This is a genomic window from Escherichia sp. MOD1-EC5433, from assembly GCF_002966005.1.
GTDB classification, from domain to species: domain Bacteria; phylum Pseudomonadota; class Gammaproteobacteria; order Enterobacterales; family Enterobacteriaceae; genus Escherichia; species Escherichia ruysiae.
This window is the reverse complement of record NZ_PTRL01000009.1, coordinates 1-15,081: the sequence shown is the minus strand read 5'-3', so window position 1 is coordinate 15,081 and position 15,081 is coordinate 1. Positions and strand designations below refer to the sequence as shown.

Sequence of the window (15,081 nt, the reverse complement as noted above, 5' to 3'; positions counted from 1 at the left end):
AGATGAAAGACAGAAAATAGTTACCGATATAAATAGTTACAGCTAAACGCCTGAAATTACATGTCGAGGGCACTATTTAAAAAAATCTTAAGGAATTCCTTATATTTTCGCGCCACGTTCCGGTTAACCAGGCCAATTCAGCGCACGCTTTAATAGCATCCACAGTTTAAGAAAGTGACTGGATTACGCACAAATACACAATGTCGTGTGTGAGCATTTTATAAAACGAATCAAAATTTTGGCTTTCTGTTGGTTATTTCTCTATTCAGAGACGCGAATCCGCCTTTTATTCTCTAAAATCACCTCACTTTCAACGTTGCATCGTTGTGAAACCATGCATTAGATGTTAGAAAAAACAATAAACAATGCGATATACGCGTTACTGTTTCGCTGTGAACAACAATCGGTCAAAGAAATGGATAAAATTCACGCAATGCAGTTGTTCATCAAAGTCGCAGAGCTGGAGAGTTTTTCCCGCGCGGCGGATTTCTTTGCTTTGCCAAAGGGAAGTGTTTCGCGCCAGATACAGGCACTGGAACATCAACTTGGCACCCAGCTTCTCCAGCGCACCACGCGACGGGTCAAACTCACGCCTGATGGCATGACCTATTACCAACGGGCAAAAGATGTGTTGAGTAATCTCAACGAACTGGACGGTTTATTTCAGCAGGAGGCCACCAGCATCAGCGGTAAATTACGCATCGATATCCCATCCGGGATGGCAAAAACCCTGCTACTGCCGCGCCTGCCCGAATTTCTTCATCAATATCCGGGAATTGAACTGGAATTAAGCAGCAATGACCGTCCGGTAGATATTCTTCATGATGGCTTTGATTGCGTAGTACGCACGGGAACGTTGCCCGACGATGGACTCATCACCCGTCCCCTCGGCAAACTGACGATGGTCAACTGCGCCAGTCCGCACTATCTGACGCGCTTTGGTTATCCGCAAAGTCCCGACGACCTGACTTCGCACGCGGTAGTGCATTACACGCCACATCTGGGCGCGCATCCGTTGGGTTTTGAGGTTGCCAGTGTTAATGGCGTCCAGTGGTTTAAGTCCGGCGGCATGTTGACGGTAAACAGTAGAGAAAACTATCTTGCCGCCGGTCTGGCGGGACTGGGGATTATTCAGATCCCCCGCGTCACCGTACGCGAAGCCCTACGCGCCAGACAGCTTATCGAAGTGTTACCCAACTACCGCGCCGAACCACGCTCCATTTCTCTGGTTTACCCACAGCGTCGGGAGCTTTCCCGCCGTGTAAACCTGTTTATGCAGTGGCTGGCTGGCGTGATGAAAGAGTACCTGGACTGACCGACTATACTTTTTAAGAAAGACAACGACAGAAGGACTAAAGAGCGGATGACGCAGGAAAACGAGATCAAACGTCCCACCCAGGATCTGGAGCACGAGCCAATTAAGCATCTGGATAATAGCGATAAAGGCGGCAAAGTCAGTCAGGCACTGGAAACCGTCACCACCACCGCCGAAAAAATCCAACGCCAACCGATCATCGCGCACCTTATTCGCGCGACAGAACGCTTTAACGATCGGCTTGGTAATCAGTTTGGCGCGGCCATCACCTATTTCTCGTTTTTGTCGATGATCCCGATTTTAATGGTGTCGTTTGCCGCAGGGGGTTTTGTGCTGGCTTCGCATCCGATGCTGTTGCAGGATATCTTCGACAAGATTCTGCAAAACATCAGCGATCCGACGCTTGCCGCCACGTTGAAAAACACCATCAACACTGCCGTTCAGCAGCGTACTACCGTAGGACTTGTTGGGTTAGCCGTGGCGCTATACTCCGGCATCAACTGGATGGGGAATTTACGTGAAGCAATTCGCGCCCAATCGCGCGATGTCTGGGAACGTTCGCCGCAAGATCAGGAGAAGTTCTGGGTAAAATATCTGCGTGACTTTATTTCGCTGATTGGTTTGTTGATTGCGCTGATTGTGACGCTCTCAATCACTTCCGTTGCCGGTTCTGCGCAACAAATGATTATTAGCGCGCTGCACCTTAATAGCATTGAGTGGCTGAAACCGACGTGGCGGTTGATTGGTCTGGCGATTTCTATCTTTGCCAACTATCTGCTTTTCTTCTGGATCTTCTGGCGCCTGCCGCGCCACCGTCCGCGTAGAAAGGCGCTGATTCGCGGGACGTTCCTCGCAGCGATTGGTTTTGAAGTGATTAAAATTGTGATGACGTATACCCTGCCGTCGTTGATGAAATCCCCATCTGGCGCAGCATTTGGTTCCGTGCTGGGGCTGATGGCATTTTTCTACTTCTTCGCTCGTCTGACGCTGTTTTGCGCGGCGTGGATTGCCACCGCCGAGTATAAAGATGACCCGCGAATGCCGGGGAAAACACAGCCTTAAAATATGCCGGATGCGGCGTAAACGCCTTATCCGGCCTGACTCCCCGTAGGCCGGATAAGATGCGCCAGCATCGCATCCGGCTATAATGTGCGCATAACCACCTGAAACGACATCTCTTCAGGAGCGAACAATTTCACGCCAACTCATTAGCCCAGCATATAAATCCAGTCGGTAACTTTTATTTAACCTGAAACCAGTTTTATTGACTATTTATGAAATTGTGTGAAGCATTTCATAGAAGAAAAATCATTAGCCTAAACATTATCCCCTTTTTGCTTGGTTTTTGACCATTTTCGCGATTTGTTACACATTGAAATATCACTTTTGCTGTGCGTAATATGGCTATTCGTTAGCCAAAAAATAAGAAAAGATTATGCAAGCAACAGCCACAACACTCGACCACGAGCAAGAATACACGCCGATCAACTCGCGTAATAAAGTCCTTGTCGCCTCTCTCATTGGCACGGCCATTGAGTTCTTCGACTTTTACATTTACGCCACTGCGGCCGTTATTGTGTTTCCGCATATCTTCTTCCCGCAGGGCGATCCTACGGCAGCAACGCTACAGTCGCTCGCCACCTTCGCCATCGCCTTCGTCGCGCGCCCCATTGGCTCTGCCGTATTTGGTCATTTTGGCGATCGCGTTGGGCGTAAAGCGACGCTGGTCGCCTCGTTGCTAACGATGGGGATTTCGACCGTGGTGATTGGTCTGCTGCCGGGCTATGCCACGATTGGTATTTTCGCCCCGCTGCTGCTGGCGCTGGCTCGATTTGGTCAGGGTCTGGGCTTAGGCGGTGAATGGGGCGGCGCGGCGCTGCTGGCGACTGAAAACGCCCCACCGCGCAAACGTGCACTGTATGGCTCCTTCCCACAGCTGGGCGCACCGATTGGCTTCTTCTTTGCCAACGGCACTTTCTTGCTGCTTTCCTGGCTACTGACCGACGAGCAGTTTATGAGCTGGGGCTGGCGTGTGCCATTTATCTTCTCGGCGGTGCTGGTCATTATCGGCCTGTATGTTCGCGTGTCGCTGCATGAGTCGCCGGTGTTTGAGAAAGTCGCTAAAGCGAAAAAACAGGTGAAGATCCCGCTGGGTACGCTGCTGACCAAACATGTTCGCGTAACCGTACTGGGTACGTTCATTATGCTGGCAACCTATACGCTGTTTTACATCATGACGGTCTACTCTATGACCTTTAGTACCGCCGCCGCGCCTGTCGGGCTTGGCCTGCCGCGTAACGAAGTGCTGTGGATGCTGATGATGGCAGTAATTGGTTTTGGTGTGATGGTGCCAGTCGCCGGATTGCTGGCAGATGCCTTTGGGCGTCGTAAAAGCATGGTAATCATCACGACGCTGATCATCCTGTTCGCGCTGTTCGCCTTTAACCCACTGCTCGGTTCTGGTAACCCAATTCTGGTTTTTGCCTTCCTGCTGTTGGGGTTAAGTCTGATGGGACTGACCTTCGGGCCGATGGGCGCGCTGTTGCCAGAGCTGTTCCCGACGGAAGTGCGTTACACCGGGGCATCGTTCTCTTACAACGTATCGTCGATTCTTGGGGCTTCCGTTGCGCCATATATCGCAGCCTGGTTGCAGACTAACTACGGGTTAGGTGCAGTGGGGTTATATCTGGCGGCAATGGCTGGCTTGACGTTAATTGCCCTGCTGCTGACGCATGAGACGCGACATCAGTCTTTGTAAGTATCGTGCGGGCTGCCACCCTCACCCCAGCCCTCTCCCTGAAAGGGAGAGGGAGAAAAGCGGAGCGAGATGTTACATCGCGAACATAACAGCCCTCCCCCCCAGAAAGTGAACGGAAAAGCGGTACTCGTTATTTCAACACGCACAAAACAGTCCCCTCGCCAGAAAGTGAACGGAAAAGCGGCTCTCGCTGTTTCAACACGCACGAAACAGTTCCCTCGCCAGAAAGTGAACGGAAAAGCGGTACTCGTTGTTTCAACACACACAAAACAGTCCCCTCGCCCCTTTGGGGAGAGGGTTAGGGTGAGGGGAACACGCTGTTTCCGAACTCACCAGCAAACACAATCCCCCCTCATCACTTCTTCATCTGCGACAAAATCATCCGGCACTGATTAGCTTCACCTTCTGAAGGCGAAATCAGCGCCAGTAACGCCGCCGCAGGCGTCACCAGCGTTGCCAGCGCCGCCGCAACAGCACCACGAGCAATCAACGGCCCGGCTTTCACGCCAGCCTGCGGGTTCTTAAACGTCCCACGCACATACAGCGGCGAACGCAGCGTGATAATACGAATCCCTTTGCTCTCCGGATCAATAGTCAAATCCAGTTGCTCCGAAGCAAAACTTGCCGTGCCGGTAACGTTAATCAACGCGTTCTCAGTATCGAAAGCAAAAATCTGCGGGCGTGCCACACCGTTAGCGATATCCAGATTCGCCGCCGCGCAGTTCACCCGCACCTCATCGTCACCAAATATCGCACCGACAATGTAGTTGCCGACATTCAGCCCAACAATCTCCATCAGGTTACGGCTCACCAGCCCGTCATTCATCAACAGTTTCAGGTTGCCGTTACTGTTGCCTAAAAGCGCCGCCACCGAGTTACCGCTACCGCGCAGTTCAGCATCGCCGTTCATTTCTCCCAGCGTTTTCTGCATCAGTTCTACATCCGGCATCAGCTCCTTCAGCTTCAGTCGACGAGCCTGTATATCCGCCCGCCCCTGCATCGGTTTTTTGTCCCCCTCCAGATGAATATTCGCCGCAATGCTGCCGCCCGCCATGCCAAATTTCAGCGGTTGCAGACGCAGGTCAGCGTTTTTGAGGATGATATGGGTTGAAAGATCGCTAATCGGCAAACTGCTGCCATGCTCGATACGTCGGCCTTTGAAGCGAACATCGGCATCCATAACGTCCCATTTATCGGTTTCGAAGCGGTCATAAGGCAGCACTTTGCCCGCAGGCTGAACGCTTTTCTCGCCCTTCTTCTGTTCAGACCGTTTCGACTTTTCTGCCCCTTTCCCGGAATCAATGCCAATCAACGGCCCCAAATCAGCCAGCCGTAACTTCCGCGACTCAACGTCACCTTCCAGCTTTGGTCGCGGCTTGCCGGTGGTGTAGACCAGAGAACCGTGGATATCGCTATCGCCAATTCGCCCATTAAAACCGCGATAATCAAAGACTGATGATTTTTCAGTGTCGATTTTCGCTACCAGCCGACCATTGGTTTCAAACGGCGGGGTATCGGGCAGTAGAACGCCCGTCAGTTCATAGAGATCACCCAGCGAATCGCCGGAAAATTTAAGCCGTAAATCGACGCCGCCCATCTTCATTGGGTCATTCACGACGCCATCAAAAGCAACACGGGTGTTACCAGAGCGAAAATCAGCCTGTACCGGAAACGGTGTTCCTTCGCCACGCAGCGCCAGCATACCGCCTATTTTTCCCGTACCCGTGAGCGGTTCACCGTTATAACGTCCCTGCGCCTTCAGGCCAAAAACGTAATCGCCCACCTTTTCTTTGTCCGCTTTACCTTTCGATCCGGTAAATTCGCTGAACGGCAGCGGCTTGCCTAACGGATCGACAAAAATTTCCAGATCCGCTTTGCTTACTTTGTCATCAATAGCGATCCGCCCTTGATCAAACAGAATATTATCCAGGCGGAACGACCACGCCGACGGCTTCGCATTCGCGTCTTTGTTGTCATCGTTGGCGAGATTAAACGTCCAGTTGTTGTTCTTTTCCGAGAGGCGAATCAGGCGCGCGTCGGGCTTTTCCAGCTTGATCCACGGCAGCCAGACCGTTTTAGTCAGCAACGCCAGCGGAGCCAGCGTCGCTTCTACGCGCGGTAAATGTACCATCGTCACTTCGGGAATATCCGGCGGGTTGCCGAGAATGATGTCTTGTGCGTGTACATGAGGCCACGGCACCCAGCTACGCCAGCCGGTTTCCTGCTTTTGCCGTTCCCACACCACACCCAGATCGCCACGGATGGCGAAGGGGCGATTCAGTTCCGCAGAGACTTTCTGGTTGATGGTCGGTTTGAGACGGTTCCAGTCAAACGTTGCAATCAAAATGATCGCCACGACGATCAACAACAAGAAAGCCCCTGAAATCGCAGCGGTTATTTTGCCTGCTTTGCTCATAGTTCGCTTCCTCACATTCTTCCTGTGCCAGTCCTAAAGATAGTCCAGCCAGGCAGAAAATGAGGGGGCTTACAGAGCCAGCGCCACTGAGTCCAGCGTTTCTATTGGTGCCGGACGTGAAAGAAACCAGCCTTGTGCGGCGAATGCGGGAGAATTTTGCACATCGCCCCATTCTTCCTCAGTCTCGATACCTTCGACGATCACCCCACGGCAGTAGCGGTTCATCAAATGCAAAAGCTGGGAAAAGAGCGTGCGACCTTCTGGCGACTGGCGCAACATCACAAACAGTTCGCGAGCGATTTTGATGTAGTCGTAACGCACTTCACTTAGCGCAGAGAAATTTGCCATCCCGGTGCCAAAATCATCCAGCCACAGTGGGCCAAATTCGCACATCGAAGCAAACGTTGAATCTTTCGGTAGACGGATGTGTTCCACCAGTTCGAAACGCAGCCAGGGAAGACGGTCAATCTGACGCAAAATTTCCGGCTGCTGACGTAGGGCGAGAAGCGTAGGTCCATCAATATTAACCGATGCCAGCAGGCCGTGCTCAACGAAGAACGCAGCTTTTTTCGCCAGTAAATCAATCTGTTCTTTCACCACATCCATACGATGCCTGACGGTGATTTCGGCAAAATAACGATCTGGCGGCAGCCGTTGCGAGGGATTATCAGGATGCGTAACAATGGTTAAAAGCTCCACGGCCATCAATCGTCCGGAAGTCTGGTAAATCGGCTGCCAGGTATAAACGCGCTCACACTGCAACCAAAAACGCCGTTCCTGCAAGCTCTCGATGCTTGTTTCAGGGTTGCTTATTCGCTGGATAACCTGCCTTATCATCGAAGATGTCCTGTGTTTAAAAGTGATGCTGCCCGGACTCGACAAATATTATCGGCGCGCCACGGCAGAACTTTACCGCCAGAGAGAAGTTAATTTGCCCACACAACGACGGAATCTTCCAGGAATACGTTCTGGCTCAAAAAAATAATGGAACAGCGTTTTAATATAGTTGACCAGCAAACCACCACAGCGCAAACTAACGCTAATTTTTTACAGATCAGGTTCACGACTATGTCCAAAAAGATTGCCGTGATTGGCGAATGCATGATTGAGCTTTCCGAGAAAGGCGCAGACGTTAAGCGCGGTTTCGGCGGCGATACCCTGAATACTTCCGTCTACATCGCTCGTCAGGTCGATCCTGCGGCATTAACCGTTCACTACGTAACGGCGCTGGGGACGGACAGTTTTAGTCAGCAGATGCTGGACGCCTGGCACGGCGAGAACGTCGATACTTCCCTGACCCAACGGATGGAAAACCGCCTGCCGGGTCTTTACTACATTGAAACCGATAGCACTGGCGAACGCACTTTCTACTACTGGCGTAACGAAGCCGCAGCTAAATTCTGGCTGGAGAGCGAGCAGTCAGCAGCGATTTGTGAAGAGCTGGCGAATTTCGATTACCTTTACCTTAGCGGGATTAGCCTGGCGATCTTAAGCCCGACCAGCCGCGAGAAGCTGCTTTCTCTGCTACGCGAATGCCGCGCCAACGGCGGGAAGGTCATTTTCGACAATAACTACCGTCCGCGCCTGTGGGCGAGCAAAGAAGAGACGCAGCAGGTGTACCAGCAAATGCTGGAATGCACAGATATCGCCTTCCTGACGCTGGACGATGAAGACGCGCTGTGGGGTCAACAGCCGGTGGAAGACGTTATTGCGCGTACCCATAAAGCGGGCGTGAAAGAAGTGGTAGTAAAACGCGGGGCGGATTCTTGCCTGGTTTCTATTGCTGGCGAAGGGTTAGTGGATGTTCCAGCGGTGAAACTGCCGAAAGAAAAAGTGATCGACACCACCGCTGCGGGTGACTCTTTCAGCGCCGGTTATCTGGCGGTACGCCTGACCGGGGGAAGTGCAGAAGAAGCGGCAAAACGCGGACATTTGACTGCAAGTACGGTTATCCAGTATCGCGGCGCGATTATCCCGCGTGAGGCGATGCCAGCGTAAAAGCAGCATATTCAAAAGGCTGGATAAAGTGTTACCCCTCTATCCAGCTCATCCATAAATACCTGATGGTTGTGCTAACTCATCACCATCAGGCATTACTGTGCAGGTGGAATATCCGTCACTTCAGGATGCACATCATCCGTGGCGACAGACGTCGCCGCAGCCGCAGCCGTGGCCGATGGCGCCATGATTTGATCCCAGGCAGCCTGCAACGATTTCATGTTAAATTCCGGCTCGCCTTTCGGCTGCAGCAGAATTAACGCCATGTCGTTCGACAACTGCTGACGCAGATCCTGATTTAACATCTCTACCGTCAGGCTGTTAAGGAAATCCTGACGCAGTTTCTGATATTGCTCCGGTGCGATATCGACAACCTGATTTTGCAGTGAACGCATCCGCTGACCCATCAGAATATCGGTATCAGCTCGTGCATAGGCGGCAAACAGTTTCTGCAGCTCCAGTTTCTTTTGCGCGACCAGGGCGTTGAACTCTTCTTCCGGCAGACCTTTGTCGCGGACTTTCGCCAGCTCACGCGCCACCAGATTAAGGTTGCTGTTCAGCTTGTCGTTTGGTGACTCGATGTTGATGGCACATTGCGCACGCAGATACAGCACACGGCAATCGAATCCAAGGCCGATGTCTTTGCTGTTATTGGCGCTTAATGCTTGCTGAACATGCCAGAACAGCGCCTCACGAGCCAGATCCGCGCGCCAGTAGCGCAGCAGTGCGGCAGATTCACGAATTGGCTGCCACGGCGTGTCCCACATGATAGATAACCGATCCTGGCGCACCGCGTCGGTCATAATGCTCACCGCTTCCGCACGCAGCGGAGAAAGCGTCGGCACCGGAGCCGGTGTTTCACGTTTGCCTTTCAGTTCGCCAAACGTTTTGTTGATCTGGTCTACAACCGAGCGCGCATCAACGTTTCCCACCACCAGCAGCGTCATTGCATCTGGGGTGTACCATTTCTGGTAGAAATCTTTAATCTTTTCCGCTTCAACGGGATTTTTCAGCGGATCGGCAGGATCGTGACCTAACAAGGTTGATCCTTTCAGACGATAGCGCCACCAGCCTTCTTTAGTGTCGGCAGGCCAGGTTGCCACCATATCCTGGCTTTGCAGCGCATGGTTAACCGTTTCTGGTGTGATGGTCAGCTTGCCGGTCGCATTCGCCAGATAAGAGAGCGCCTCTTTCAGTAGATCGTTACGATTATTTGGCAAACTCAGATTAAACAGCGTGGTGTCGTAAGAGACGATCACCGGCGGCATCGGGCGCTTAGGGTCGATCCCCTGCTGCCACAATGAACGTGCCTGTGCCGCTTCCAGACCACCGCTTTGCGTCAGCGCAATACGAGGAATGGCATGACTGTAACCGCTCTGTTGGGTGCTTTCGGCGAGCGAACCGGTATTAACCAGCAGGCGAATTTCAACACGATCGCTGGGACGCTGGGGCGTGGTCAGCACTTGCCACTGTAAACCGTTGGCGAGCGTCCCCTGTTGCCATGCTGGATCAGGCTGGAGCGCATCTGCCTGCACATAGCCAGCAGTGGCCATCACCAGCAAACCGCCCGCTAAAAGTCGAATTTTTGTGCCCTGCATGTGAACCCCTGATCAACTATCCTGGTAATAAAAGACTGCCCGCTATCGGTCAGCCTAAATGACGTTAAAAACACTTCGTGTTAGACCGCAAGAACATGAAAATGTCACGGAGGAAGTGAAATAAACCCGAACTCACCCAGGTGGTAAGTTCGGGCACAGGGGGCAATTATGCGCAAACACCCGCACTCGGGGAAGGGAGTGCGGGCATAAGTGGTGAGATTAAGAGGATAATTCGTGCGTTTTGCCATCCGGCGCACGATTATTCAGCACATCATCCAGTTTTTTGTGGTCCAGCTCTTTAACCCACTTAGCAACTACGATGGTCGCTACGCCGTTACCGACCAGGTTAGTCAGCGCACGGGCTTCTGACATGAAGCGGTCGATACCGAGGATCAGCGCCAGACCCGCCACCGGCAAATGGCCCACCGCAGAGAGTGTCGCCGCCAGCACGATAAAGCCACTGCCCGTTACCCCAGCCGCCCCTTTGGAAGAGAGCAGCAACACAATTAACAGCGTAATTTGGTGGACGATATCCATCTCACTGTTAGTGGCCTGGGCGATAAATACCGCCGCCATCGTCAGGTATATCGATGTTCCATCAAGGTTAAACGAGTAGCCTGTCGGGATAACCAGCCCCACCACCGACTTCCGGCAGCCGAGTTTTTCCATCTTGTCGAGCATACGCGGCAGCGCCGACTCGGAAGATGATGTTCCCAGCACAATCAGCAGTTCTTCACGGATGTAGCGGATAAATTTGAAGATACTGAAACCGGTCGCTTTAGCGATTGAACCCAGTACCAGCACTACAAACAGGATACAGGTGATGTAGAAGCAGATAATGAGCTGCCCCAGTTGCACCAATGTGCCGACGCCGTATTTACCGATGGTAAACGCCATCGCCCCAAACGCACCGATGGGTGCCAGACGCATGATCATATTGATGATGCCGAAGATGACCTGCGAGAAACTTTCGATGACGTTAAAAATCAGTTGGCCTTTGCTGCCCAGACGGTGGAGCGCAAAACCAAACAGTACGGCAAACAGCAGCACCTGCAGGATGTTACCGCTGGCAAATGCCCCAATGACGCTAGCCGGGATGACATCCATAATAAAGGCGACAATGCCCTGGTCTTTTGCCTGATCGGCGTAAACTGCTACCGCTTTCGCATCAAGCGTTGCCGGATCGACGTTCATTCCGGCGCCAGGCTGCACGACGTTAACAATAATAAGACCAATAATCAGCGCGATGGTACTGACAATTTCAAAGTAAAGCAGTGCGACTGCGCCGGTACGACCGACCGCCTTCATGCTTTCCATGCCCGCAATGCCCGTTACGACGGTACAAAAGATGACAGGAGCGATGATCATCTTAATGAGCTTAACGAACCCGTCGCCAAGCGGTTTCATTTGCTCGCCTATCTCAGGGTAGAAATGGCCAAGGAGAATACCAATGGCTATCGCTGTCAGGACCTGAAAGTAAAGGCTTTTAAACAGAGAGGTTTTCATAGGGTGTCCTTTAGTAAAACCACAGGTCTTGTAAGGTTATGGGGTACCTGCGGCCTTAAAATAACACCCAGACAACATCACAGAAATGTACCTGGATCATAATTGAAACAAAAAGGTTAAAAAGTTTGAGCTGGCTCGCACAAACCAGCACTTTTTAAAGTTTTGTAATCAGTTTGGGGTAGCTACTTTTCTTCCAGGTAACTCTCTTCGAAGATTTCGATGGGGAGTGGACGGGCAAAAAGGAAGCCCTGGGCAATACCAACGCCTGCTTTTGCCAGCCAGTCGCGTTGCGCTTCCGTTTCTACGCCTTCAGCAATCATTTGCAGATTCAGGCTTTGTGCCAGCATGATAATTGCAGCAATCATGCTGCTATCTTCCGGTAAGCCCTCAACAAACATTTTGTCGATTTTCAGCACGTCTATTGGCAACGATTTCATATGCTGCAACTGACGCAGCCCTGCGTAACCCATGCCGAAATCATCCAGCGCCACCTGTACGCCGGCGTTGCGCAGCGGACGGAGGATCGCCACCGCCGCGTGAGGGTCATCAATGCGTCGGCTTTCCGTGACCTCCAGGATCAACGTTCCAGGCTGAATACGATAACGAGTTAATAACCCCAGCATATCCGGCACCATATTTGGGTGCATCAACTGTAGCGCCGAGAGATTCACCGATAATGGCAACATAATGCCGCGCTCTTGCCAGGCAGCAAGCAGTCGACAGGATTCCTCCAGCACCCAATGACCAACGGTAACCATCAGCCCACAGGACTCAATACGATCGATTAAGCCATCCGGCAGTTCCCAGGTGCCATCCGCTTGCTGGATGCGCAGCAACGCTTCCGCGCTGACGAGTTTGCCGCTGGTCATCTCCACCTGTGGCTGTAGCCAAATAGCAAACTTATGATTTTCCAGTGCATTAAGGATATCGCTCTCTTCCGTCAACCGTTGTTGAGCTTCTTCCATCTGCTGTGGATCATAGAACTGAATCTGATTCTTCCCTTTATGACGAGCGGTAAATGCCGCCGAAATAGCACGACCATAAAGTTGTTCGGCAGTGAGATCGCCATAGAACATCGCCACACCGATGCTACAGTGCGGACGTAGCTGAATACGTTCAATCGGCAAGCGTTCACTCATGATAGTGAGCACTTGCTGACCTAATGTGATAGCGTGCCACGGTTCCTGTACACCATTAGCGATCACAGCGAAGTCATAGCCACTGACCTGTGCGAGGATCATGCGTGGCGACAGCACCGATTTAATTTTCTCCACCAGCGTCAGTAGCAGGATTTCCCGCTGCGCCTCTTTCAGTACGCCAGCAGTATCACGTAGCGTTTCACAAGTGATGATCATCAGTGCGGTGGTTTGTTTACGTGCGACCACCTGTTCCAGCATCTCCATCAGCAAGGCTTTGTTTGGCAAATCCGACACCGGGAAACGCATCGCGTTTTCGCACTGTTCTTCATAATGCCGCTGCAACAGTTGCTGATTGAGGTTGTAACTGCGCACCAGCATACCGATTTCGTCGTCCTGGTGCAGACGCGGCAAGGCCAGTTGATGGCCAACAATCTCTTGCGGTGGAATGGCGTTTAGCTCACGAGCGATATTGCGTAAAGGATGTAATATCAGTCGATTAATGCACCAACTAATCGCCACCGTCAGGATCAGCGACAAAAGTAAGTAAATGGTCACTAACGTAGAGACAGTGCTCATCACGAACTTGTACATGCGGAAGGAATCTGCCTGTAACACCAGATAGGCAATCGGCTGCGGGGTAGCAGGACGTTCCAGCGAGTAGACGCCCAGCGAGATTTGTACCGGTAACTCAAACAGTCGGGTGAACGTCACCGGCACCGGTCGCTCTGGAATAAAACTTTTACGCAGTGCCTGGAACTGATTAGGCAGCACTACGTCGGCGCGACTGACCACGCCCGCTGGTTTGATGCTGGCAAGAATAGCTTCCGCCTGAGGAATATCACCTTTCAAGATGGCGGAAGATAAGGGTTCGCGGACAGAGCGAGCAATGCTTTCCAGTTGCGTAGCCGTGTTATAGCGATTCTGCTGTACCAGATGAAACAGCAAAACAGTGCAAAAAACAAAAACGAACACCATGACAACGGCCGCCACCATTGCCATCTGCTTAATTGTTAACGAGCGACTAACGCGCAAATTGTCTCCCCCCGGAAATCCCAGATTGCCGCCCGAGTATACCCGATCGCAGCGGCATTAAGAGAGGCGCTATCTGAAAACTTACCAGTCGGCGTAAGGTATCAGCGGCTGCGGCGGTAAATCCATGTCGCCCTGCCATCCGGCGGCGGAATACCGCACGTAGAGCAGGAAATGGCTTGGCGCATAATCTTTCGCCTGCTGGATATCAATCGCCGTGCCGACAAACCAGTTGGACGTGACGCGACGCTCAAGTAACGCCCGCGCCGTGTAGCCAAAGCCCTGACTGCTGCCGCCGTCGTTGGTCTGGCTGGCGGCATCCTCTTTCCAGTCCGTCGGGATCAGGTTCATCAGCGGATAACGCGGCATGGTTTTGGTGCGCGAATGCGACCACGAGCCAGACGCGCCCAGCTCCCACGACCAGTTTTCCGTCCGCTCACGCCACATCACCGGTATGGCAAACGACAGGTATTCCTGCGGGCTGTAGTAACCGCCCTGACCGAGTGAGTACCCACTCAGGTCTTTGTCGTAATGCCAGATCATATTGTTCAGGCCAATGGTCACACGGCGATTATTCTGGTTGATGACCTTATAGTAATAGCCCGTCATCCAGCGCACGCGCCAGTTATCTTCGACATTTTTACCGGTTAACTGGTCGCCGCTAAGCGATGCCCAGACGCCGTTCGCTTCACCTTTATCGTAGCTCAGACTTAGCCCCACGCCATCGGCACGCACACCGCCCCATTTTTTCCCGGTATTACCCGGGGAGTCTTTTTGCCCGCCAAAGGCCAGCAAGGAACTGGAAATGGGCCGACGGTGGGCGTTAACGGTGTAACCAAGCGGCCCGATATCGTCGCTGTAACTGATGCCACCGACCACATCCACCACGTTGAAGCCCATCGGCGTGGTGCCGATATCCCAGCTCCAGACGTCATTTCGCCAGCCGACCGCCACGCTGGCACCTGAATCTGACTGGCTGCGGTTGCCGCTACAGTCCTGCAACGTACAGGTGCCCCAGTTGTTATCCCATTTACCCTCAGCGTCGGCGGAAAAACTGCCGACGTTCATATTGACGAAATCACTGCGAAAGAACATCCGTCCGTCAGAATACGGTGCATCCACCTGCAACATGGTGGTGTGCGCTTTCAGGTCGGAGTAACCACCGGTGCCGCTCGATCCCCAGTAGTCGTGCTCAAGGGTGACGTTAAGATCCTGCTGGCGATAGAGATCTGCCGCATCGCTGCGCACGCCGCGCTTCAGCCAGTCATCTTTCTCGTCGTTACGGGTCAGACGGGTAAAGGTGTCGTTATCCTGCGGACGCG

At 52.5% G+C, this 15,081-nt stretch carries 10 protein-coding genes; 4 read left to right on the top strand and 6 right to left on the bottom strand.

What is annotated here, in order from left to right; translation table 11 throughout:
* The first annotated feature begins 415 nt into the window (after positions 1-415).
* The 3 genes from C3D30_RS17175 (at position 416) to C3D30_RS17165 (ending at position 4,073) form a co-directional block, all read left to right on the top strand.
* Complete coding sequence (locus C3D30_RS17175) at positions 416-1,315, top strand: LysR family transcriptional regulator (protein WP_105287223.1); 900 nt, start codon at positions 416-418, stop codon at positions 1,313-1,315.
* Positions 1,316-1,363: 48 nt separating this feature from the next.
* A complete protein-coding gene (gene yhjD / locus C3D30_RS17170; protein ID WP_000191243.1) occupies positions 1,364-2,377 on the top strand; it encodes an inner membrane protein YhjD in 1,014 nt (337 codons plus the stop codon).
* Positions 2,378-2,750: 373 nt separating this feature from the next.
* Positions 2,751-4,073: an MFS transporter gene (locus tag C3D30_RS17165; protein WP_001149007.1), complete on the top strand. Its 1,323-nt coding sequence runs from the start codon at positions 2,751-2,753 to the stop codon at positions 4,071-4,073.
* A 355-nt stretch (positions 4,074-4,428) separates the two neighbouring features.
* Here the strand turns inward: C3D30_RS17165 and C3D30_RS17160 are convergent, their stop codons facing one another.
* Positions 4,429-6,489, bottom strand: coding sequence for an AsmA family protein (locus C3D30_RS17160; RefSeq protein ID WP_105287173.1), 2,061 nt, complete (start codon positions 6,487-6,489; stop codon positions 4,429-4,431).
* Positions 6,490-6,558: 69 nt separating this feature from the next.
* The gene (gene pdeH / locus C3D30_RS17155) at positions 6,559-7,326 is read right to left on the bottom strand and encodes a cyclic-guanylate-specific phosphodiesterase (RefSeq protein ID WP_000621120.1); all 768 of its coding nucleotides are present in this window, start codon (positions 7,324-7,326) and stop codon (positions 6,559-6,561) included.
* 231 nt (positions 7,327-7,557) lie between these two features.
* On the opposite strand from pdeH, the gene kdgK reads away from it, so the two are divergent.
* Complete coding sequence (gene kdgK / locus C3D30_RS17145) at positions 7,558-8,487, top strand: 2-dehydro-3-deoxygluconokinase (RefSeq protein WP_024212639.1); 930 nt, start codon at positions 7,558-7,560, stop codon at positions 8,485-8,487.
* Between the two features lie 95 nt (positions 8,488-8,582).
* Here the strand turns inward: kdgK and C3D30_RS17140 are convergent, their stop codons facing one another.
* From C3D30_RS17140 to bcsC, 4 genes are all read right to left on the bottom strand, one after another.
* Positions 8,583-10,085, bottom strand: a complete 1,503-nt coding sequence (locus C3D30_RS17140) for a M16 family metallopeptidase (protein ID WP_105287172.1) — start codon at positions 10,083-10,085, stop codon at positions 8,583-8,585.
* A gap of 219 nt (positions 10,086-10,304) precedes the next feature.
* Complete coding sequence (gene dctA / locus C3D30_RS17130; RefSeq protein ID WP_000858209.1) at positions 10,305-11,591, bottom strand: C4-dicarboxylate transporter DctC; 1,287 nt, start codon at positions 11,589-11,591, stop codon at positions 10,305-10,307.
* Positions 11,592-11,773: 182 nt separating this feature from the next.
* Positions 11,774-13,762: a biofilm formation regulator HmsP gene (hmsP, locus tag C3D30_RS17120; RefSeq protein WP_001266371.1), complete on the bottom strand. Its 1,989-nt coding sequence runs from the start codon at positions 13,760-13,762 to the stop codon at positions 11,774-11,776.
* Positions 13,763-13,843: 81 nt separating this feature from the next.
* Positions 13,844-15,081, bottom strand: a 1,238-nt coding sequence (gene bcsC, locus C3D30_RS17115; protein ID WP_105287171.1) for a cellulose synthase complex outer membrane protein BcsC, incomplete at its 5' end; no start/stop codon positions are given.